Below are 21099 nucleotides of genomic sequence, written 5' to 3'. Positions count from 1 at the left end.
TATGACCTATGTTACGTTTCCAACCGGAAAATCACTGGATTTTACAGCAATCGGGCGGCTGTGTATCGATTTGAACGCTAACGAAATTAATCGACCGATGGAAGAAACAATGACTTTCACCAAGTATGTGGGAGGCTCTCCGGCCAACATTACGATTGGGATGTCGCGATTCGGGTTAAAAACCGCTTTTATCGGAAAAATTGCCGATGATCAAATGGGACGGTTTATTGCCGATTACCTGCAAAAAAATCACATTGACACGACGAACGTTGTGACGGACCATACGGGTGCGGTGACGGGGCTTGCTTTTACAGAAATCAAAAGCCCGACAGAATGCAGCATTTTGATGTATCGTGATAATGCGGCTGATTTGCGGTTGACTGCCGAAGAGGTTCAGGAAGATATCATCGCGCAGGCGAAGGTGCTGCTGATCTCAGGAACGGCACTTGCTCAAAGTCCATCGCGAGAGGCTGTATTCCAGGCGCTGCAGTATGCCAAAAAACATGGTGCGGTCATCGTATTCGATCTGGATTATCGCCCTTACACATGGGTGTCGCCTGAAGAAACAGCCGCTTATTACAATTTGGCAGCAGAGAAATGCGACATTATTCTAGGTACTCGTGAAGAGTTTGATATGATGGAGCGATTTGAGGCCAATCCGGAGCATAGCGATAATGTGACTGCATCCAAATGGTTTGATTACTCAGCCAAGATCGTGATCATCAAGCACGGCAAGGACGGTTCGATTGCGTACACGAAGGACGGTGAAGGACACCGGGCACAGAGCTTTCCAGCCAAGGTAGTCAAAACGTTCGGTGCCGGCGACTCTTATGCGGCAGGCTTTTTATATGGCGTTATGCAAGGATGGACACTCGAAAAAAGTATGGAATTCGGCAGCGCGGCTGCGTGTATCGTTATTTCCAGCCACAGCTGCTCGGATGCGATGCCTTCGGCCGAAGCCGTGCATGATTATATCGAACGCTGCAACCGCGGCGAAATTACGGCATCTTAAGCTTTAATATCAGAGGGGAGAACAACTAACATGGCACAAACTTTAAAAAACTGGATCGACGGCGCATGGGTCGAGTCCGTTTCCACACAAAGCGAGCCCGTCTACAATCCGGCAACAGAAGAAATATTGGCATATGTTCCACTTTCTACTTTGGAGGATGTGGACCTAGCGGTACAAACGGCAAAAGAAGCTTTTAAAACGTGGAGCCGCACACCGGTTCCTCGCCGGGCACGCGTTCTGTTCAAATACCAGCAGCTGCTGGTCGAGCATTGGGAGGAGCTGGCTGCTCTCGTCACAGAGGAAAACGGTAAAAGCTACAATGAGGCTTATGGCGAGGTACAGCGCGGTATTGAATGCGTGGAATTTGCAGCCGGTGCTCCGAACCTGATGATGGGCAAACAGCTTCCGGATATAGCCTCCAACCTGGAATCGGGTATGTACCGCTATCCTGTAGGTGTCGTTGGCGGAATTACGCCGTTTAACTTTCCAATGATGGTTCCATGCTGGATGTTTCCGCTGGCAATCGCTTGCGGTAATACGTTCATCCTGAAGCCTTCTGAGCGTACGCCGCTGTTGGCGAATCGGTTGGCAGAGCTGTTTAAGGAAGCTGGCTTGCCAGATGGTGTATTCAATATTGTTCATGGCGCACGTGATGTGGTTAATGGGGTGCTGACGCATAAGGATATTCGCGCGATCTCGTTTGTAGGCTCACAGCCGGTAGCCGAGTATGTGTACAAAACTGCCTCTGCCCATGGCAAACGCGTACAAGCGTTGGCTGGCGCAAAAAATCACTCGATTGTGATGCCTGATGCAGATCTGGATGGCTCGGTAAAAGAAATTATTAATGCTGCTTTTGGTTCAGCGGGAGAGCGCTGCATGGCCTGCTCCGTCGTCGTAGCCGTTGGCGAAATTGGTGATACATTGGTGAACAAGCTCGTCGAGGCTGCTAATCAGCTTACGATTGGCAATGGGATGAACGACGGTGTGTTCCTCGGTCCCGTGATTCGCGGACCTCATAAGGAGCGTACCTTATCCTATATTGAAACTGGCGAAAATGAAGGCGCGCTGCTCATTCGTGATGGCCGTAAGGACGAGGCTGCAAGCGGCAAAGGCTATTTTGTCGGGCCGACGATTTTTGATCAGGTGACGAGCGAGATGAAAATTTGGGAGGATGAAATTTTTGCTCCTGTATTGTCTATTGTCAGAGTCGCTACATTGGAGGAAGCTGTAGAATTGGCTAATCGCTCGGAGCTGGGCAATGGCGCCTGCCTGTTTACGAAAAGCGGAAGCAGTGCTCGTCAGTTCCGCGAAACGATCGAATCCGGCATGCTGGGGATCAATCTGGGTGTGCCTGCGCCGATGGCTTTCTTCCCGTTCTCGGGCTGGAAAAATTCGTTTTATGGCGATCTTCACGCCAACGGTACAGATGGAGTGGAGTTTTATACACGCAAGAAAATGGTTACTGCCCGTTGGTAACAGCTATCCGATGAACGGTGTGAACAGGTGGAACCTCGCGTAGAAGCCTGTTCGCCTCGTCTCGTCGGTACAATAAACTATTACGGCACAGATATTTGACAGCAAAAGTTGAAGCAAGCTTTACCGAAGGAGTTGATTCACATGACATTGGTTTCCATGAAAACGATGCTGCTGCAGGCATTGGAAGGACAATATGCGGTGGGGCAGTTTAATTTAAATAATCTGGAGTTTACGCAATCCATTCTGCAGGCAGCTCAAGCGGAGCGTGCACCTGTTATTCTGGGTGTCAGCGAGGCTTATATTCCTTATATGGGCGGTCTCCCTTGCATTGCAGGTATGGTCAAAGCGCTGATCGAACATTATGATATCACCGTTCCTGTAGCGCTTCATCTGGATCACGGTTCCACCTATGATCTTTGCATCCGGGCGCTCCATGCAGGTTTTACCTCAGTCATGATCGATGCCTCACATCATACGCTTGAGCACAATATCGATGTGACACAGCGGGTTACGCAGGCAGCACATGCACTTGGTGCTACGGTAGAAGCGGAGCTTGGACGGATTACCGGCCGCGAGGACGATCTTGTGGTTGATGATGCCGATGGGATGTATGCAGTACCTGAGGATTGTGTGGAGCTTGTTCGTGCTACGGGAATTGATTGTTTGGCACCAGCGCTTGGCTCTGTGCACGGTCCTTATCGCGGCCAGCCGAAGCTTGGCTTTGAACGAATGGGGCAAATACAAAAGCTGACCGGATTGCCTCTCGTACTGCATGGGGGAAGCGGTTTACCGGATGAGGAAATTCGTCAGGCCATTGCGCTTGGAACGAGTAAAATCAATGTGAATACGGATAACCAAATGGCCTGCACGGAGGCGATTCGCAGCTTTTTGAACGACAATCCGGCTGCTTATGATCCACGTAATTACCTGATTCCGGCGAAAGCAGCCATTCAGGCAAAGGTACAAGAAAAGATTCGTTTATTCGGAAGTTCAGGTAAAGCGGGAGGGAGTGCATCATGAAGAAAATCAGAATTGGGATCATTGGCGCAGGGCGTATTGGCAAAATTCATGCCGATAATTTGCTAAGACTGCCAGAAACGGAAATTGTAGCTGTAAGCGACTTGTTCGCTGGCCCCGAGCTGCAAGCTTGGGCTAGCGAGAGGGGAATCGCTATTGTCACTACCGATAGCAATGAGGTCATTGCTAATCCGGAGATTGACGCGATATTTATTTGCTCCTCGACAGATACACATGTACCGCTTATCAAGCAGGCGGCTGAGGCTGGCAAGCATATTTTTTGCGAAAAACCGGTGAGTATGGACATTCGACAAACGGAGGAAGCGCTCGAAGCTGTACGCAAAGCTGGAGTGAAGCTGCAAATCGGTTTTAATCGCCGTTTCGACCACAATTTCAAGCGTGTTCGTGAGCATGTGCAGGGAGGTTTGATCGGTGAGCCGCATATCGTGAAAATTACTTCGCGCGATCCGAATCCGCCGCATCCGGACTATATTAAGGTGTCTGGCGGGATTTTCATGGATATGATGATTCATGATTTTGATATGGCCCGTTTTCTGTCGGGTAGTGAGGTTGAGGAAGTACATGCGATCGGTAACGTGTTAATCAATCCTGTATTTGCCGAGCATGGCGATGTGGATACGGCTATTGTTACACTTCGTTTTGCGAATGGAGCACTCGGCGTTATCGACAACAGCCGCCAAGCCGTATACGGGTATGATCAACGGGTTGAGGTATTTGGATCCAAAGGCAGCACAGCGGCTTCCAACGATCATCCGACCACGGTAGAAATCAGCACGGTGGATGGTATTACACGTGACAAACCGCTGCATTTTTTCCTGGAACGCTATAACGCCGCTTATGTGGAAGAGACACAAATGTTCATTGATTGTATCGTCAACGACAAGCCGCTGCCGGTTGAAGGCAATGATGGCCTGCAGGCGGAGCGAATTGCATTAGCTGCCAAGCTGTCCAGCCAATTGGGCCGTCCCGTAAAGGTAAGTGAAGCGCTAAATCTGCTTATTCAGCCGTTGAGATCGGAATAAATTGATATGACGCTTACGAAGTAGTTTTCTAACGAAAACTTGAAGTTTATGCTTACGAAGTCAGCTTCCTACGGAAGCTTTTAGGAGGGATCCACCATGTCCAAATTGATAGTTAAGCCGGAGCAGGCACCTAACGCTGAAGGGACCGTTTTAACGGTTACACCTCAATCGGCCGGTTGGGAATATGTTGGTTTTGAAGTGCTGAAGCTGTCGGAGGGTCAGGTTGTGAAACGCGAAACCGGAGATCAGGAGGTATGCCTGGTACTGCTCAGTGGAAAAGCGGATGTAGCTACCCATAATGAGGCATGGGAGGGAATTGGGCAGCGGATGAGTGTATTTGAAAAGACACGTCCTTATTCCGTATATGTGCCCAACGCTGATCATTACGAGGTTCGTGCGTTGACTGCGGTAGAATTAGCGATATGCTCAGCACCAGGACATGGCAATCATACGGCGCGTTTAATCGGACCTGATCAAGTAGGCGCAGAAACCCGTGGCTCTGGCAGCATGGAGCGGCAGATTCATAATATTTTGCCAGAGCAGGAGCCGGCCGATAGCTTGTTAGTCGTTGAGGTATTTACGCCAGGTGGTCATTGGTCGAGCTATCCACCACATAAGCATGACCGGGATGCACTTCCTGATGAGTCACTGCTGGAGGAAACCTATTATTTCCATGTCCAGCCGGAGCAGGGCTTTGCGATCCAGCGTGTCTATACAGACGACCGTTCGCTAGATGAGACGCTTGTTGTTCAAGACGGCCAGACGGTGCTGGTGCCAAAAGGCTATCATCCGGTTTCTGCGCCTCCGGGCTATGAGGTTTATTACTTGAATGTAATGGCTGGACCCAACCGGATTTGGAAGTTTCATAATGATCCTGATCATGCATGGCTCATGCCTAAACCACGTTAATTTTATACGTTGTTGAATATCAATATCACTGATGATTCATCCCATGAAGCATCGCTGTGCAGCTTGCAGAAGCTGACAGTGATGCTTTTTTTGAAAGATATTGAAGAAGATAGAAAGCACGATTGATCATGTTCCCAATCACGCTATAAAAGACAGCAACCGATAAAGGAATCAAATCCTTTTATGGTTGCTGTCTTGATGAGTGATATCATTTTACAGGTTCATGTTAGATGAATGTTCTCGAAATAATAACAAGCAGAATGAAGAGAACAAGAATAACACCTGTAGTTGTTCCCAAACCAAAGCCAGCACAACTACCGCAACCTACACCAAGACCAGCGCCATATCCCATAGTTCCAACCCCCTTCCATTTAACCTTCTGTATGTTATGTTGGTTAGCGGCTTACGGATTGGACTCATGGAAAATGTGTGTTTGGTAGGGAGTAACAAGTCGTTCCATGGTTGATAGATTTACATAAGCTATGGTGTGGGAGACAACGCCAACGGCTCCCATACAATCCCATAGATTACTCCCAAAATAGACGGTTGCCTTTATGGGATCGTCTATTTCCTTATGGGCAGCCTAAACGCGTAGCTAGCATTCGGTGACTGAAAAGTTGTACACTGTGTAAATAGTAGGAAACCATTTCTGTAATGAAGATGAGATCCATAATCAATAGATTGTAGAGGTGACAGTATGGACTTATGGTCTTATCCCTTGGGTACATTTAAACCGGAGATGCATCCAACCTCAGAGCACCGTGCCATATGGATGGAGGACATCGCTCATATTCCCACAGCGCTTCGACTGACGGTGCAGAACCTCAATGCTGAGCAGCTGCTGGTACCTTATCGGCCTGGCGGCTGGAATACCCAACAGGTCGTGCATCATGTGGCCGATAACGATATGAATGCTTTTATTCGTTTTAAAAGAGCTTTAACAGAGGAAGCCCCTGTTGCAGGTTCTTATCGCGAAGAATTATGGGCTGAGTTAAGCGACTATAAAGAAGCGCCAATAGAAACGTCATTGATACTGCTGGAGTCGCTTCATCAGCGATTTGTTGTCTTGCTTCGTTCATTATCACCGGAACAATTTCAGCGTACTTTGATAAGTCCGACTCATGGTATCATGACGCTGGATATCGCAGCTCAAAGATACGCCTGGCATGGGCGGCATCATATCGCACAAATCGATTCACTCAAAGAACGTATGGGCTGGATATAAGCCTCATTGAAATATATCATAGTGCTTATTGTCGTAAAAAGCCGTATTCTGCTTGGCCGATGGCTGTGTGGGATACGGCTTTTTGTGTCATTTTCACCGCAAATGGTACATCTTCAACCTAATTTACCCAAGTCAGTTACCTATATGTAATGTATCGACAAGTCACAATTCCGGTAGTAGGATATGGGTATTACAGCATGTTGTACACAGCGGCGTTGAGAAATACCAGTTGGTTGCGATGTAGCGTTGAATGATGAATGGTTACGATGCTAGCGTTCTTTTGAACGCTCTTAGGAGGTTTCGTTATATGTTTCAGGTGCTGATAGCTGAAGACGAAATATGGATTCGTGATGCAGTTGCAGAAATGGTCGAGCGACTTGCACCTCAATTTAATGTTGCGGGCGAAGTAGGGAATGGGGATGAGGCATGGAGCTTTATTCAGGAGCATTGGCCGAGTATCGTAATCACAGATATTATGATGCCTCACAAAAACGGTCTTTGGTTATGTGAAAAAATCGATCAGGCTCATTTACCTATCGTTACGATTGTTGTAAGCGGTTACGATAATTTTCAGTATGCCAAGAAAGTCATGCGTTATGGAGTCACCGAATATTTATTGAAGCCGCTTGATGAGGAGGAGCTGCACGGTGCTCTGAAGCGATCCATCCAACGGCTGGAGGGCATGTCCGAAATCCATGAAGGTGTACTTAATATCCAAAAGTTTGTCGAGCATTTGCCAGAAATGAGCCGACACACCGTACAATCCGAGCTGAACAATTTGTTAACAGCCATCTTCAAGCTCAAGCTGACTACCCCAAGCTATCGCAAGAGCGTATTCGCTATTTTATCGTCCAAATTGAACGAACTGCTGCAAGCATTTGGCACGCAGCAGACGCATATGTCCTTAGCAACTGAGGATGAGCAGGCGATTCGTAAGCACTTTACAGACCTCATACAAGCATGGATACTGATCTATCCCCAATATGCGGATCAGAGCGGTAATGCATCGATTAAACGGGTATGCGAATATATGGATGTTCATTATTTTGAGAATTTTGCTCTGGCGCGCCTGGCAGAGATGTCACATATGAGCATTTCTCATTTTAGTATGCTGTTCAAAAAAACGACAGGCCAGACCTGTTTAAACTATTTGAACCTGATTCGGATTCGTAAAGCCAAGGAGCTGCTGCAGGAGCCTGACTTGAAAATATATGAAATCGCCGATATGGTCGGTTATTCCTCACTGCCCTATTTTAACCGGATTTTCAAACAAATTGTTACGATTACCCCAGTGGAATATAGGAAGAGAATGGGCCTATGAGAGCCTTCGTGATGCTGCGGAAATTTTCGATCAAAATGAAGATGGTGCTCGCCTTTCTCAGTGTCAGTGTATTATCGGTTCTGCTGCTGGGACTGCTGTCCAATTATTATTACAGCAAAGCGGTTGAAAAAGAATTTTTTAATATATCCAATGAGGCGACAGCACGTTTGAATTACCATCTCGATTACTATTATCAGCAGCTTCAGCAGTCCACGCAGTACTTGATCCAGAATGATACGATTCAGGAATGGCTGATCAGCAAAAGCTATACCAATCTCGATAAGCAGAATGTGGAGAAGGAGCTGAGGAGATATCTGGCTCTGAATTATTCGGAGATTCAGGGCATGTTCATTATTTCCAAGTCGAATCAGATCGTGTCGATGGCACAGTATTTTGGCAAGCTGGATCGTTTTGAAGACGAGCCTTGGTATGGCAGGCCGGTATCCCCGAATATTATTATTCTTCCAACTCATACAGCCAAATATGAAGGAGCTTATGGGCGACCGGTCATGTCCGTACTGCTGCCGATCTATGATAAGGAAACGATAGAACTGATCGGGACTTTGGCAGTAGACATCTCTTTGCAGGAAATAGATCGTGCGTTCAAAAGCTCGCAGCTGGCAAAGTCGGGGATATTTTTTATTTTGGCGGGTGACGATTCTATTGTGTACCATCCGAATGAGGAATTGAACGGGCTTCAAAAGAGACAGACTGAGCTTGCAGGCCTGAAGATTCCGGATAAGGGAGAGACCGCGATTCAACGGTTTCATGGAGACGATTATTTGATTGGCAGCTCACTTTCACCTGTAACCGGCTGGCGAATCGTATCCTTAGTCCCTTTTGCAGAAGTGGCGGTAGGCTTAAGCTCGGCAAGAATTTCGATGCTGCTGGTGCTCGCTATAATTACTTGCCTCGTCATCCTGGTGGTTCCATTATTGTCCAATCGTTTTGTCGATCCGATCCTTACCTTAAGAGGCTTGATGAGACAGGTAGCCAAGGGGGATCTGAGCGTGCAAACGGAATCAGTACCCGGCCAGGACGAGCTGCAGCAGCTGTTTCACAGCTTTAATATTATGGTCAAGCGGCTGGATGAGCTGATTGTAACCAATTCGAATCTGCAGCTGAAGGAAATGCAGGCGCTGCTGAAGCAAAAGGAAACCTTAATCAAGGCGCTGCAAAATCAAATCAATCCGCATCTGCTCTACAATACGTTAGGCATCATTACGAGTATGGCCTATCTGGAAAAGGTACCAGTAATCGAGAGAATGGCCCGCAATCTGGCCGATGTGTACCGCTATACAGCCCAATTCACGGATATGGAAGTATATCTGGAGGAGGAACTGGGGCAGCTTCGCAAATATTTGGATATTATTCATGTCCGGTTTCCGAAGCATTTCCAGAGTCGCTATTTTATTAATGAAAAGTTTATCCGCTGCCGCGTTGTGAAGTTCATTCTTCAGCCCATTGTGGAAAATGCCGTGAAATATGCGATTGAGCCGAGAGGCGGGGAAGGTGTCGTCATAGTTAGTGCGTACGATGAAGGGCGCGATCTGATCATCGAGGTCGCGGATAACGGACCCGGAATAGCGGACGCGGAATTACAAAGAATTACTGAGCAGCTGGAGATGATTTCGACCACAGTTGAGCAAAATTACACGCAGCAGGATTCACTTGGGTTAGCCAATGTTCACGCGAGGCTGGTGCTGCAGTATGGCAATAAATATGGCATCAAGCTGAGCTCGTTCCCAGGACGGGGTGCTGTTGTATCGATTCGAATACCGATTCACCTCGAGTAAGTAAGATTGAACCGGAAATCATAGGATCAGATAATGTATTCGCTTTCAACATGCAGTATGTTAGTTATGTAAGATTCATATTGCCTGAGGGGGAACGTAGAATGGTTAAATGGATGAAAATATCCGCCGCAATTACACTGTCTGCCAGCATCGTTACAGGGTGCTCGCAAGGGGCTCCAAGTGGGAATGCAGCCGTAGACAAACCCGCAGATAGCAAGCCGGCTAACGCATTTAGTGAGAAAATCAGCATTAACATGATGTCAATCGCCTATGAAGGCGGTGCTTGGTCAGACAAACATCCGGTCATCGATGAATTAAATAAAAAGCTGAACATTGATTTGAAAATCCAATGGGTTCCATCCGACAACTATGTAGAAAAATTAGGGGTTATGGCGGCGTCCAATTCGTTCCCGGACGTATTCAGAATCAACAGCGCTGAGTTTTTGAAATGGCGCGATAAAGGCGTATTTCTCGACATTGCGCCGATCCTCAAAAACTATCCGAATTTAACGAAGGAAATACCGATGGAAACGTATGCTATCGGTAATCCCAAAGGTAAAATCTATGCCTTACCGAACTGGACTCCAGAATCCCGGGAAACCTTATTCATTCGTCAGGATTGGTTGACCAAGCTTAATTTAAAAGCTCCGACAACGACCGATGAGCTGTATGAGGTTGCCAAGGCTTTTGCCAAAAACGATCCGGACGGTAACGGCAAAGACGATACGATAGGTTACTCCATTGCGATCCAGAATAACAGAAGCTTCAGTCGTGCTGCCGATCCGATCCGGTTTGCCTTTGGACTCGCTAATAGCTGGAAAGAAGTGAACGGTGCTATTGTTCCATGGCAGGCACAAACGAAGGAATTGAAAGATTTCCTGGGTTTCATGAGCAGAATGTATAAAGATGGAATTCTCGATAAGGATTTTGCTATCAATAAAGGACAAGATCCGGATTTCAAATTTGAGGCCAATAAGGTTGGATTTACGGATGTTCCTGCCACCAATATTTATGATACAGGCCTTCCGAATTTGCAAAAGCTGGTGCCTACCGCGCAAGCAGTTCAGCTAGTACCGCCGAAGGGTCCTACAGGACTTCAAGGGAATACGACTTATGCCACAACCAATAAGGTTGTTATTAATGCCAAGATCGATCAGAAGAAGCAGGAACGCATTATGGCGTTAATGGATTATATGGTCACACCTGAAGGACATTCACTAATCACTTACGGAGTAGAAGGTATTCACTACAAGAAAACCGGTGAGAAATACGAGGTGCTTCCGGCATTCGAAACAGATCGTCCGATGTTGATTAACTTCTGGTTCTTCCATAAGCTTGATCCGCTTAACACTGTTAGACCATGGGAGGATCAGGAGAAGCCGAAAAAAGTGCTTGCTCTGTTCGACGTGAATAAGAAGTATGCAGTGATTGACAAAGGAGCAGGGCTATTCTCGGAAACGTCTACCAAATCGGGAGCTACGCTTGACCAGAAGCTGATGAGCGAGATGGTAGCGATCATTATGGGTGAAAAACCTGTGGATGCTATCGAAGCAGCCGTAGATGCATGGAAGAAAAATGGCGGAGACAATATTATATCTGAAATGAACGAACAGTATAAATTGACGAAATAAGCAATGAGCATGCCTGTCCCGAAGAGGATCAAGCTGACATCATGCTAAGGAAAGGACAATGATGTATGAAAGCGATAAGTACAGAGAGCAAGCTGGAGGGCACCCTTTCATTGGCTAAGAACAAAAGGAGCAACCGTGCCTGGAAACGGGGGATTCCCCTCTATCTGATGATTTTCCCGGGATTGTTGTACTTTATCATTTTTAAATACATCCCCATGGGTGGGGTCCTGATTGCATTCCAGTCGTTTGATCCCTTCGACGGATTTCTTAACAGTGATTGGGTAGGCCTTGATAACTTTCGCAAGCTGTTTGGGGAGCAGGACTTTACGCTGCTGCTCAAAAACACCCTGATTCTGAGTGGGATGAATTTATTTCTGTTCTTCCCGGCTCCGATCCTGCTTGCTTTATTGCTTAATGAGGTCAGGCAGGCATGGTTTCGCAAAATTGTGCAAACGGTCGTGTACATCCCGCATTTTTTATCCTGGGTTATCGTCGTCAGTATTACGATTCTGCTGTTCTCGGTACAAGAGGGTGGTGTCAACAAGCTGTTAATGGAATGGGGCTTCGACCCGATCCAACTGCTTACGGATCGTGGATATTTCCGCTATGTGTATGTATTTCAAAGCATATGGAAAGAGGCTGGTTGGAGTGCGGTTATTTTCTTCGCCGCACTTGCTTCCATCGATCCCACGTTATACGAAGCAGCCGTTGTTGACGGGGCGAGCCGTTGGCGGCAAATGTGGCATATCACGTTGCCTGGATTAAGAACGACCATCATTATTCTATTCATCCTGAGGGTCGGCTATTTAATGGATACCGGCTTTGAACATATCTTACTGATGCAAAATCCAACGAACCTGCAAGTATCAGATGTATTCGATACCTTTGTCTATCGTACTGGTATCGTGCAGGGAGACTTTAGCTATACAACAGCAGTTGGGCTGTTCAAATCGGTAATCGGGCTGTGTCTTATTATTGGTGCTAATCGGATAGCTAAGAAAGTCGGAGAGGAAGGGGTCTATTGAGATGAAAGCACATGATTTCAGAGGTAGGGCTCCTGTATACCAAACTGTCGTTTTTTCTTTGCTGGTTCTGATTGTATTGATAGCTGTGGTTCCATTCCTGTATGTGCTGCTGGCTTCCTTTGCCACGAAGCAGGAAATTTTAACACGAGGCTTTTTTCTGATACCGAAGGTTTGGACGACTAACGCTTATGCCTATTTGATGGAAAACCGCAATTTTCTCAAGTCTTTTCAAAATTCGGTTGTAATCACAGCTACAGGAACGACCATTAGCATGGTGCTTACGACTTTAATGGCGTACGGATTATCCAAAACCTGGTTGAAGGGACGCAGAATTCTCAATTTCCTCGTTCTGTTCACGATGCTGTTCAGTGGAGGTATGATCCCGCTCTATCTGCTTGTAAGAGGCTTGGGCTTACTTGACAGCTATTGGGCTTTATTCTTAACTGGAGCGATTGCCCCCTTTAATCTGATTGTGATTCGCAGTTCGTTCCAAAATTTCCCGATGGAAATTGAGGAGTCGGCACGAATCGATGGCTGCTCGGAATTCGGTATGCTGTGGAGAATTGTGATTCCACTATCGATGCCGGTAATCGCAACCTTTACCTTATTTTATACGGTTGATTATTGGAATTCGTACTTCAGCGCCCTCTTATATATTAACCAATCGGATAGATTGCCTATACAAGTGTTCCTCCGTCAAATGCTGATTCAACCGAGTGAAAATATGGGGGCGTCCGTGGAAGGTCTGGAATTCAGCCCGGCTGTACGAATGGCTGCGGTTGTGTTCACAGCGGCCCCGTTGCTGGTCGTATATCCTTTCCTGCAAAAGTATTTTAACAAAGGAATGCTGCTTGGATCGGTCAAAGGCTAGGGATTTGCCTTACATCTGTAAGGATAATATTCCCCCAAATTCATCCGTCTTACAGAGTCCTGATCACTATATGAAAGTACGATGAATACCAAAGACGTATTCAGAGTGCCCTAAATTACTACACTCAAAAAAGTACGGTGAATACTAAGTGGAGTGGTCAGGGTGTTCCGGAGATAGCGCAGCGGTGCCTTTGTTCCCCGATTTTTACCGCTAAATGTTTTATACAATCTGAAAACAGGGGAACAACAGCAATCGAAGGAACACCTTGACCGCGTAGCGACTCTTATTCACCATACTTTTAATCCCACCCTTAAAGGAGCTAACCAAAATGGAAAAAAACTTGCTCGGCACGAACGTCATAGCACAAATCGGAATATTGGTTCATGACATTGAGAAGACTTCACAGGCGTATGCCGACTTTTTTGGAGTGGAAAATCCAGGCTGGGCAATAACCGGAGCTGTAGATGTAGCTGAAACGGAATATCGGGGAGAACGCTCGGAAGCGAGAGCCAAGCTGGCATTTTTCAAAATGGGCTCGCTGCAGCTGGAGCTGATTGAACCAGATGAGCATCCGAGCACTTGGCGTGAATATTTGGATGAGCATGGAGAAGGTCCACATCATATCGCATTCAGGATCGAGGGCATGAAGGAGATCGTCACAAAGCTGGATCGCAACCAAATGCCTCTCGTGCAAAAAGGCGAATATACAGGCGGAAGATATGCTTATATCGATTCGCTGGAGCCGCTCAAGATCATTATTGAGCTGCTGGAAAATGACAAGAAAAACTAGCCAGTATATATCATATAAACAGGAGGCTACGGGTATATGGAGCATATAGAGAATCATAATCTGGTGAAAATCGGAATTGTTGTAGACGACATCGAAGACGCAGCCAGGCATTATGCAGAGCTGTTCGGGATCGAGATGCCAAAGATTCGGGTTCCTGATCCGGATCGTGTGCCTCAGCACACGGAAAGCGGATATACGTGGTATCGTGGTAAGTTCATCCGCGGACAGGTGAAGCTGGCCAACTTGCAAATGGGACCCGTGACTGTGGAACTGCTGGAAGCTTATGATGAGCCGGGTCCTTGGAACGAGTTCAAACAGCTGCAAGGCCAAGGGGTTCATTTTATAACGTTCACCGTTCCTGGCTTTGAACAGCATATTGATTTTGTAGAAAGTAAGGGCTATCCGCTGACGCATAAAGGTGAATACGGAAGTGGTCGATACAGCTATTTTGATACAATCGCCAAGCTGGGAGTAACCCTGGGTCTGCAGGAGCTGGGCAAACCACTGAATACACCCGTTATGCCGCAGGCAGGTGGTGAGTCAGCATGAATATAATCATTACTGGTGCAAACCGCGGTCTCGGCTTTCATCTGTCGACGATAGCGGCGCAGCGGGGCCACAATGTTATCGCTGGTATTCGCGCTGCAAGTCCTGATGGTCAGCTGCTTGAGCTGATCAACCGTTACCCCGGCCAAATCAAGGCTGTAGAGCTGGATGTCAGCCGTGAAGATACGGTTGCCCGGTTAGCAGAAACGCTGCGAGCGGACAATCAAGCTGTAGATGCAATCGTCAACAGCGCTGCAATCTTGCTCGGCAGAGGGGGAACACTTGAAACCCTTTCGCTGGATGATGTTGCACAAAGCTTTGAGGTCAATTTGTATGGGCCGATGCGGGTAGTCAAACATTTGCTGCCCTTGATGCCGGACGGTGGCCAACGGATCATCCTGAACATATCCTCTGAAGCTGGAAGCTTGTCCAATGCTTATGGTGGGGATTATCCGTATGCGCTCTCCAAAGCCGCGATCAATATGTTTTCCAAGCAGTTGAAGAAGTATGTGAAAGCCAAAGAGATCCGCGTGTATGCGCTGCATCCGGGCTGGATCAAAACAGATATGGGCGGAGAGAAAGCTCCTGGAGATCCGTTGGAAAGCGCTATCGGCATTCTGGATATTGTGGAAATGAAAAAGGAGATTGCTCCTGAACACTATTTCATTAATTTTAAAGGCGAACCGATGCCGATCTAACATTTATCTTGTGGCAAGGATGGAGGGAAACAGTAAATGAAGCTTATTTATGCAATCGTTGGAGATTATTACCATGCCGAGGAACCGATCAGGGAAGCTCTGAACCTGGCAATAAAGCCTCTTACGGACAGCGGCTCCTATACTTTGGAGTACATATCGGCTGAGGAACTGATGGAGCGGCTGCAGACAAAACCGGCGGCAGTGATTCTCTTCAAGGAAGACAGGGTTAATCCCAAGGATGAAATCGTCCAGCATTGGTTAACGGAGCCAATATCGGCAGCTATTGTCCGCTATGTGGAAGAGGGAGGAGGCTTCCTCAACTGGCATTCGGGTTTAGCCTCTTATCCGCCCGATTCGGCATTTGTGAGCATGCTGCGCGGTTATTTTATTTCCCATCCGTCCAAAAATCAAATGGTTCAGTATAACGGTAAGGTTCCTTCAGACAACTCTCAGGGGACCTCAAAGGAAATTTCATTCGAAATTATGGATGAGCACTACTTCGTTAGCTGTGATGAAGCCAATACGAGCGTTTTTCTGAGATCGGAATCCATCGATGGCAGCTCGATTGCGGGCTGGCAGCATACGTCAGGTCAAGGAAAGGTTTGCTGCATAACTCCGGCGCATAACAAAGAGGGGCTGCTTCACGATAGTATGATTGAGCTGCTCAGAAGCTCGGTTCAGGCTGTACTGTGACTAAGGATGAAGCAAAGGAGAAACGTCTATGTTTCACGATAAAGTAGCTTTGGTTACGGGTGGGAGTCAAGGAATAGGGCTGGCTATTATGCACGCTCTGCTACGCGAAGGGGTTTTTGTTGCTGCGGTCTCCCGGGATGCCAATAACTTGAAGCAGGCTCTGGATTCAGTTGACCCCCAGTATAGGGATCATGTGACCGGAATTCAAGCGGATGTGAGGAGCGAAGAGGAGGTACACCATGCCATTCAGCGGGTCATGTCGACCTATGGACGTATCGATATCCTCATTAATTCGGCCGGGATCAGCATGCGTGAGAAACAGAATCTTCAGGATACGGATGTTAAAGAATGGAACCGGATGATCGATATTAATTTAACAGGTACTTACCTGATGTGTCGTGAAGTCATCCCTGTGATGAAGTCACAGGATATGGGATACGTTATTAATATTTTATCAACGGCATCATTTCGAAGCGGCTCCGGGAATGGGCTGTATGTGGCATCCAAATATGGCGCACGAGCTTTAACCGAAACGATCATCGAAGAAAATAGACGTACCGGAGTCAGGGTGACTTCCATTAGCCCCGGAGCCGTGGACAGTACGATCTGGAATCATAAAACCGAGCCGATCACACAGGAAGAGCGCTCCACGATGCTAAAGACCGATGATATCGCGAGCATCGTTGTGTATCTGGTTAATCTCCCGCCCCGCGTTCATATTGATAATATAACGGTAACCCCTTGGTATCGTTAATCAGATATGTATAGAGGATCACCTGACATGATGCATGCAGGTGATTTTTTCTGTACAGTAAATTTTTACATATTCCCTTGCATAATTTCCCTTCTGATTGCAGAACCTTTAAATCAAAAGGAGGGAAAATTATGCAGGATCGCAGACAGGCATGCGCGGTACTTGGCCTTACCGAGGACGCAATTGAGAAGGAAATTGAGGACCGATATTTTTTTCTGATGAAGAGGTACAAATACCTGGATGCTGATGAGCAGCCATCCCCTGGGGAGCCTATTTTTGCTAAAATTAATGAAGCGTACCGCTTTTTAATCGGGTATGCGCCGCTGCAGCCGGTTGTTTTTCGTGAGCTGGGATGGAAAGACAAGGTTCAGCATGTTCGGGACAATTATATGATGGAGATTACGTATTCGGTTGTACTCGTGCTGTTCATATTCGCTGTAGGTGTAGGGGTTACCGAGTTATATTGGGCCTTCAAGGCAGGAACGAACAATATCGGCGTGTATTCCCCGACAGATTTACCGATGTCCGAGCACGCAGGAAAGAAATAAATACAAATTAATCACATAAATAGTTAATAAGCCGCATCAAAGATGAGCGGCTTTTTCTTGTAGAAGCATTTATAAATTTATGGAAATGGATGCGGATATGGATTAAGCTGCTCCAATGTAAGAGGCTGCTTCAAATACCCAAGTTCTGCTGGTATACGCAGTACTCTTTCTAGTCCTGATAAGCGGGTAAGGTTATGTCCGAATGTCATCGGCAGCATGCCCGGAATGATCACTTTCACACCATGCAAATCGTTGCGTAATGTTTCGGGTGTTGTCTGATTGACGACAATAACATCCAGCTTCAATCTTTTGAACACCATAAGAATGTCCTTTAAATCCTCTGTCAAATCTGTGTGTGGGATCGTTACCTGCTTAAACGCTTCAGCGAACGTTTGCAAGGGCTGATGGTTATCGAGCAAAAATCGCAGGCGCGACTCCGCTTGCGGCAGGCCGTATAATAAGGAGTGGTCCTCCATTTGGCGAACCTGGGAGGAATCTTCGAGCATATGCAGGTAGGTTTCGCGGTCGGCTTCCAGCTTCGTGCTAAGCGACCCGATCATGCCAGCGAGTTCATGAATAGCGCTTATCGCGGCTCTTATCGGATCCAGATGAGCGCCAGCTGCACATACGAGATTCGCTCCCGTTGGCCTGGTGTTCTTCGCTAATGCCCACACAGACGGAATTCCGTTCTCCATTGTAATGTTAAACAACTGAACCTCGTACCCTGCAACCGCCCGCAAACGGTCGACCATTAAGCGCAATTCCTTATTATCAGTGGAATAGGGATCAAGACGTGGTACCGGAAGCTGTGCATACCAGGTCATCAGGAACGAATCACGCTCCACAACCTCCAGAATTCCATACAAAATAGCCTCCTCCATATTGCTGCCAAGCGCACATCCGTTGGAGGCTTCATTCACATAGCCTTCACCATAAGTCACACTATAATACGCCAGCAGCTCCGGAACGAGAATCGAACGTTCCTGCATAAACGAATAGCCCCAGACCCAGTCAATGGGATGGTTCGGATGAAACGGTTGGAATGGAAAATCCTCCTGCGTATACTGCTCATCTGTATACACACCTACATCAACCGGATTGAGCGCTTGCTCTGCGAGATTGTGATAGGTGTCACGAATTACGGTTCGTTTACCGCGCGGTGCCTGACTGCAATATCGCTCCAATCCTTCCAATATCGCGGTCAGCGTGCTGGTCACATAGGAATGAGTGCGGCCTGCTGTCACCTCGTCTCCTGCAAACAAGAGAAGGTTGGCATGGACAGCAGCAAAGGGTGAAGCAAGATCTGGCTGATATACATTAAAAAGTCCGGTTCGGGAATCGAAATAATCTTTGATTAATACATCCTTCATTTCGTTAACCGAACGACAACGAAAGCTATCGGGACTGCTCTTAGGACTTGGCTGGAGCTTAATTCGGGCTATCGTAGCAGAATCATCGGGTAATTGACCGCACACGGGACATAGGGGGTCGGGTAAAAAAGGGTGTATGGAGCTTTTCAAAGTTATCAAGTTAACGAGATAGATTCGACGTTCCGTGAGAGCCAGCTTACCCTGCAGCACTCTCTGTACTTCTGCTTCAATTAGGCAGGATATGTGCAACAAGCCACCAAGCGAGATGCTGGATTCATCGGGGCCGCCCCCGTAAACTAATTTTTTCAGCTGCTGCTCGGACATTTCCAAATTGCGTCCTGCCATCTGATAACGCGTGTCCGCACATAACGAGCATCCAGGTGAGCCGGGTCGTACTAAGGGTCCGATCACACCTTCATCACCAAGAACACAGACATTGATCCAGGGGATGCCTGTCGGCTGCAACAATTGTTCGATTTCGTTAATCAAGAAAGAACTGGCTTCATCCTGCAGAACAACAACCAATTGTGCCGCTTCCGGTATCCTCTCCTTGAAATCATTCAGGAGGACGATTGAATAGGAATGAGACATTCTCCGGTACACGCGGTCCGCAAGCCTTCCCTCTCCGACAATCGCGATGACAGATTTCATCGAGAATCCTCCTCTCTCACCAGAACGCCCCAAACCCCTACAAGCCCTTCTTTCAAAAAAGGCTCATTGGCCATATCCATCACATGCAGTCGCTTGCTATCGCGTTTCAGGATTTGCAAGGCAGCAGCCAAGATTTCAGATGATGTTCTCTCTTGTGTGGAAGGAATGATCAGGTGGGAAGGTTCTTTTGTTTCCAGTATCACAGATGCTGCTACGAGTCCTGACGGCGGGAGTATCAGTTGTGTGCTTGTTGCGAACAGCAGAGCTTGCTGCAGCACGCTTCTTAAGGCCAATGTCGTATTCAAGCCTACATGACCATGCCAAAGGCCGTTTATACCGACCCATACAACAGGAAAGCCGTACGATTCCATACCGAGACCGATCGTCGGCGCTCCCTGTATAAGGGTCAATGCCTGCAAATAGTATTTACAGCGTTCATCTTCGACGTTACCTGGCAGCACTTGACGGATAAGAGGTTTCCGGTTGATCAACGATTTGGTCAATGTGTCAGTCAAGCAAATCAGCAGCCCGCGGCACACTCCTTCTGCGACCGTTTCACCCGCTCCGATACCAACAAACGGCTGAATTGCAGCCCCATTTTCATGAGCATACGGGTATGGAGGCAGCTCTGGAGTGAGTAAAGTAGACAATTGCTTTACATATGCTTCAATCCCGGCTAGTCCTACATCCCGTCGTGCCTCCTCATGAGTCAGACCTGAGCGAATCACATCAGGCAGCAGCTTGGCTGGTCCTTCCGAGAGAGGATCAGCAACCTGAACACGGCACTGTGCCAACGGCAGCTGCCCCAAATCACCTTCCTCCCAAGTATGGAAAATCCCTGCTGCGGATGAGGTTAGTCTGCTGAAATAGGGAAACCATCCATAGGGCTCTCTTTCCTCCTTAGTCAGCACATCGGGAATTTCGAATTCTTTTACATAAGATGTACGATCAGGGGCTGTAAGGAGTCCAGTAACGAGCGGATGGGGTACAAATGAATGCCAATCGCCTTCCAACGTATTTAGATTAAGTAAAAAGAAAGCCTGCTGCGTTGAAAATTCAGTCGCTCCCGACAACGCTTTGAGCCACTCAAACACCATGACGTTCGCCAGCATGGTTCCTGCCGTGGACGAGAAGTCAGACGAGAGGTGGGTACTGCCAAGAACAGCTTGGTGGAGCCGACGCCACGCAGACTCCCAGCAGCCCTCCATGTCCGGATGGACGAGCGGCCCAACCAGTCCTACTTGCTGTATACAGAATGCCGGCAGCAGCAGTTTCTGCTGTACTTTGCAAACCGCATTCAAGTTCCGAAGTTCTTCGATATGAGTTTCCTGCGAGACGTACAAAATCGAATGAAAGGGTGCGACTGTCTCGTGCCATTCAGTTCTCCCGCTGCTATCCAGACAAAGTTCTTCTATGACTGCCATAGGATCTGTTAAACGAGCATGCTCGACCAATTCCTTCAGCTGTTCACGATCAGTAGGTACGGATTCAGTAATTAGTATGTGGAAACGGAGCCATCCTGATTCAAGCAACGCGTCAGCCAAAGATACCAAAAAAGGACCGCAGCCTATCGCCAACACCTTGGTATGGAGATATGGTTTTAAGGGGACGAACGATTCAGAATTTTTCATATCATCCTCCTGAAGGGTCAAGTTAGAAATCTACATCCATACTTACATCTTTTATCTTATGTATGATCGTTTGTCCTTCATGCTAAATTTCG

The 21099-nt window shown here is 47.4% G+C and carries 20 protein-coding genes; 17 read left to right on the top strand and 3 right to left on the bottom strand.

Features of this window, described 5'->3' with window-relative positions:
* The first annotated feature begins 1 nt into the window (after position 1).
* The 5 genes from iolC to iolB all read left to right on the top strand — a co-directional run bounded on the left by iolC (position 2) and on the right by iolB (position 5457).
* Positions 2-1012: a 5-dehydro-2-deoxygluconokinase gene (gene iolC, locus OB236_RS01590; protein ID WP_076229746.1), complete on the top strand. Its 1011-nt coding sequence runs from the start codon at positions 2-4 to the stop codon at positions 1010-1012.
* Between the two features lie 30 nt (positions 1013-1042).
* A complete protein-coding gene (locus tag OB236_RS01585) occupies positions 1043-2488 on the top strand; it encodes a CoA-acylating methylmalonate-semialdehyde dehydrogenase (protein ID WP_262682327.1) in 1446 nt (481 codons plus the stop codon).
* Between the two features lie 141 nt (positions 2489-2629).
* Positions 2630-3508: a class II fructose-1,6-bisphosphate aldolase gene (fba, locus tag OB236_RS01580; protein WP_076229748.1), complete on the top strand. Its 879-nt coding sequence runs from the start codon at positions 2630-2632 to the stop codon at positions 3506-3508.
* On the top strand, positions 3505-4548 hold the full coding sequence (iolG, locus tag OB236_RS01575; protein WP_076229749.1) for an inositol 2-dehydrogenase: 1044 nt from the start codon (positions 3505-3507) through the stop codon (positions 4546-4548). The genes fba and iolG overlap by 4 nt, the downstream gene beginning before the upstream one ends.
* Positions 4549-4644: 96 nt before the next feature.
* Positions 4645-5457 (top strand): 5-deoxy-glucuronate isomerase, encoded by an 813-nt coding sequence (gene iolB / locus OB236_RS01570; RefSeq protein ID WP_262682326.1) that lies wholly within the window; start codon positions 4645-4647, stop codon positions 5455-5457.
* 226 nt (positions 5458-5683) lie between these two features.
* On the opposite strand, the gene OB236_RS01565 is transcribed toward iolB, so the two are convergent.
* Positions 5684-5809 (bottom strand): YjcZ family sporulation protein, encoded by a 126-nt coding sequence (locus OB236_RS01565; RefSeq protein WP_218639008.1) that lies wholly within the window; start codon positions 5807-5809, stop codon positions 5684-5686.
* A gap of 345 nt (positions 5810-6154) precedes the next feature.
* Here OB236_RS01565 and OB236_RS01560 point away from each other — a divergent pair, with 345 nt between their 5' ends.
* The 12 genes from OB236_RS01560 to OB236_RS01505 all read left to right on the top strand — a co-directional run bounded on the left by OB236_RS01560 (position 6155) and on the right by OB236_RS01505 (position 17355).
* Complete coding sequence (locus tag OB236_RS01560) at positions 6155-6682, top strand: YfiT family bacillithiol transferase (RefSeq protein ID WP_262682324.1); 528 nt, start codon at positions 6155-6157, stop codon at positions 6680-6682.
* Between the two features lie 307 nt (positions 6683-6989).
* Positions 6990-8003: a response regulator transcription factor gene (locus tag OB236_RS01555; protein WP_076229753.1), complete on the top strand. Its 1014-nt coding sequence runs from the start codon at positions 6990-6992 to the stop codon at positions 8001-8003.
* Positions 8000-9799 carry a sensor histidine kinase gene (locus tag OB236_RS01550; protein ID WP_083689203.1) on the top strand — a complete coding sequence of 600 codons (1800 nt, stop codon included), beginning with the start codon at positions 8000-8002 and terminating at the stop codon, positions 9797-9799. The genes OB236_RS01555 and OB236_RS01550 overlap by 4 nt, the downstream gene beginning before the upstream one ends.
* 101 nt (positions 9800-9900) lie before the next feature.
* On the top strand, positions 9901-11430 hold the full coding sequence (locus OB236_RS01545; protein WP_262682322.1) for an extracellular solute-binding protein: 1530 nt from the start codon (positions 9901-9903) through the stop codon (positions 11428-11430).
* A 65-nt stretch (positions 11431-11495) separates the two neighbouring features.
* Positions 11496-12455 (top strand): ABC transporter permease, encoded by a 960-nt coding sequence (locus tag OB236_RS01540; RefSeq protein WP_262682321.1) that lies wholly within the window; start codon positions 11496-11498, stop codon positions 12453-12455.
* A gap of 1 nt (position 12456) precedes the next feature.
* Positions 12457-13326 (top strand): carbohydrate ABC transporter permease, encoded by an 870-nt coding sequence (locus tag OB236_RS01535; protein ID WP_262682320.1) that lies wholly within the window; start codon positions 12457-12459, stop codon positions 13324-13326.
* 328 nt (positions 13327-13654) lie between these two features.
* Positions 13655-14116 carry a VOC family protein gene (locus OB236_RS01530; RefSeq protein WP_076229757.1) on the top strand — a complete coding sequence of 154 codons (462 nt, stop codon included), beginning with the start codon at positions 13655-13657 and terminating at the stop codon, positions 14114-14116.
* Between the two features lie 36 nt (positions 14117-14152).
* Entirely contained in the window at positions 14153-14665 is a 513-nt protein-coding gene (locus tag OB236_RS01525; RefSeq protein WP_262682318.1) for a VOC family protein, read from the top strand.
* Positions 14662-15360, top strand: a complete 699-nt coding sequence (locus OB236_RS01520) for an SDR family oxidoreductase (protein WP_262682317.1) — start codon at positions 14662-14664, stop codon at positions 15358-15360. The genes OB236_RS01525 and OB236_RS01520 overlap by 4 nt, the downstream gene beginning before the upstream one ends.
* Positions 15361-15396: 36 nt before the next feature.
* Positions 15397-16053: a ThuA domain-containing protein gene (locus tag OB236_RS01515; protein ID WP_262682315.1), complete on the top strand. Its 657-nt coding sequence runs from the start codon at positions 15397-15399 to the stop codon at positions 16051-16053.
* Positions 16054-16081: 28 nt separating this feature from the next.
* The gene (locus tag OB236_RS01510) at positions 16082-16807 is read left to right on the top strand and encodes an SDR family oxidoreductase (protein WP_262682314.1); all 726 of its coding nucleotides are present in this window, start codon (positions 16082-16084) and stop codon (positions 16805-16807) included.
* Positions 16808-16938: 131 nt separating this feature from the next.
* On the top strand, positions 16939-17355 hold the full coding sequence (locus OB236_RS01505) for a J domain-containing protein (RefSeq protein WP_076229762.1): 417 nt from the start codon (positions 16939-16941) through the stop codon (positions 17353-17355).
* Positions 17356-17432: 77 nt separating this feature from the next.
* Here OB236_RS01505 and OB236_RS01500 read toward each other — a convergent pair whose 3' ends face one another.
* The gene (locus tag OB236_RS01500; RefSeq protein ID WP_262682313.1) at positions 17433-19376 is read right to left on the bottom strand and encodes a TOMM precursor leader peptide-binding protein; all 1944 of its coding nucleotides are present in this window, start codon (positions 19374-19376) and stop codon (positions 17433-17435) included.
* A complete protein-coding gene (locus tag OB236_RS01495; protein WP_262682312.1) occupies positions 19373-21007 on the bottom strand; it encodes a bacteriocin maturation protein in 1635 nt (544 codons plus the stop codon). Before OB236_RS01495 ends, OB236_RS01500 begins: the two co-directional genes overlap by 4 nt.
* Positions 21008-21099: the final 92 nt, after the last annotated feature.

Source organism: Paenibacillus baimaensis (assembly GCF_025567575.1).
This window is presented reverse-complemented; position numbering and strand designations above follow the sequence as displayed.

Bases quoted from the DNA above. Each gene is read 5' to 3' on its own strand.
- iolC (WP_076229746.1), top strand. From the start codon at position 2: ATGACCTATGTTACGTTTCCAACCGGAAAATCACTGGATTTTACAGCA.
- OB236_RS01530 (WP_076229757.1), top strand. From the start codon at position 13,655: ATGGAAAAAAACTTGCTCGGCACGAACGTCATAGCACAAATCGGAATA.
- OB236_RS01540 (WP_262682321.1), top strand. From the start codon at position 11,496: ATGAAAGCGATAAGTACAGAGAGCAAGCTGGAGGGCACCCTTTCATTG.
- iolB (WP_262682326.1), top strand. From the start codon at position 4,645: ATGTCCAAATTGATAGTTAAGCCGGAGCAGGCACCTAACGCTGAAGGG.
- OB236_RS01535 (WP_262682320.1), top strand. From the start codon at position 12,457: ATGAAAGCACATGATTTCAGAGGTAGGGCTCCTGTATACCAAACTGTC.
- OB236_RS01545 (WP_262682322.1), top strand. From the start codon at position 9,901: ATGGTTAAATGGATGAAAATATCCGCCGCAATTACACTGTCTGCCAGC.
- OB236_RS01550 (WP_083689203.1), top strand. From the start codon at position 8,000: ATGAGAGCCTTCGTGATGCTGCGGAAATTTTCGATCAAAATGAAGATG.
- OB236_RS01505 (WP_076229762.1), top strand. From the start codon at position 16,939: ATGCAGGATCGCAGACAGGCATGCGCGGTACTTGGCCTTACCGAGGAC.
- iolG (WP_076229749.1), top strand. From the start codon at position 3,505: ATGAAGAAAATCAGAATTGGGATCATTGGCGCAGGGCGTATTGGCAAA.
- OB236_RS01565 (WP_218639008.1), bottom strand. From the start codon at position 5,809: ATGGGATATGGCGCTGGTCTTGGTGTAGGTTGCGGTAGTTGTGCTGGC.
- OB236_RS01520 (WP_262682317.1), top strand. From the start codon at position 14,662: ATGAATATAATCATTACTGGTGCAAACCGCGGTCTCGGCTTTCATCTG.
- OB236_RS01585 (WP_262682327.1), top strand. From the start codon at position 1,043: ATGGCACAAACTTTAAAAAACTGGATCGACGGCGCATGGGTCGAGTCC.
- fba (WP_076229748.1), top strand. From the start codon at position 2,630: ATGACATTGGTTTCCATGAAAACGATGCTGCTGCAGGCATTGGAAGGA.
- OB236_RS01495 (WP_262682312.1), bottom strand. From the start codon at position 21,007: ATGAAAAATTCTGAATCGTTCGTCCCCTTAAAACCATATCTCCATACC.
- OB236_RS01515 (WP_262682315.1), top strand. From the start codon at position 15,397: ATGAAGCTTATTTATGCAATCGTTGGAGATTATTACCATGCCGAGGAA.
- OB236_RS01525 (WP_262682318.1), top strand. From the start codon at position 14,153: ATGGAGCATATAGAGAATCATAATCTGGTGAAAATCGGAATTGTTGTA.
- OB236_RS01560 (WP_262682324.1), top strand. From the start codon at position 6,155: ATGGACTTATGGTCTTATCCCTTGGGTACATTTAAACCGGAGATGCAT.
- OB236_RS01555 (WP_076229753.1), top strand. From the start codon at position 6,990: ATGTTTCAGGTGCTGATAGCTGAAGACGAAATATGGATTCGTGATGCA.
- OB236_RS01510 (WP_262682314.1), top strand. From the start codon at position 16,082: ATGTTTCACGATAAAGTAGCTTTGGTTACGGGTGGGAGTCAAGGAATA.
- OB236_RS01500 (WP_262682313.1), bottom strand. From the start codon at position 19,376: ATGAAATCTGTCATCGCGATTGTCGGAGAGGGAAGGCTTGCGGACCGC.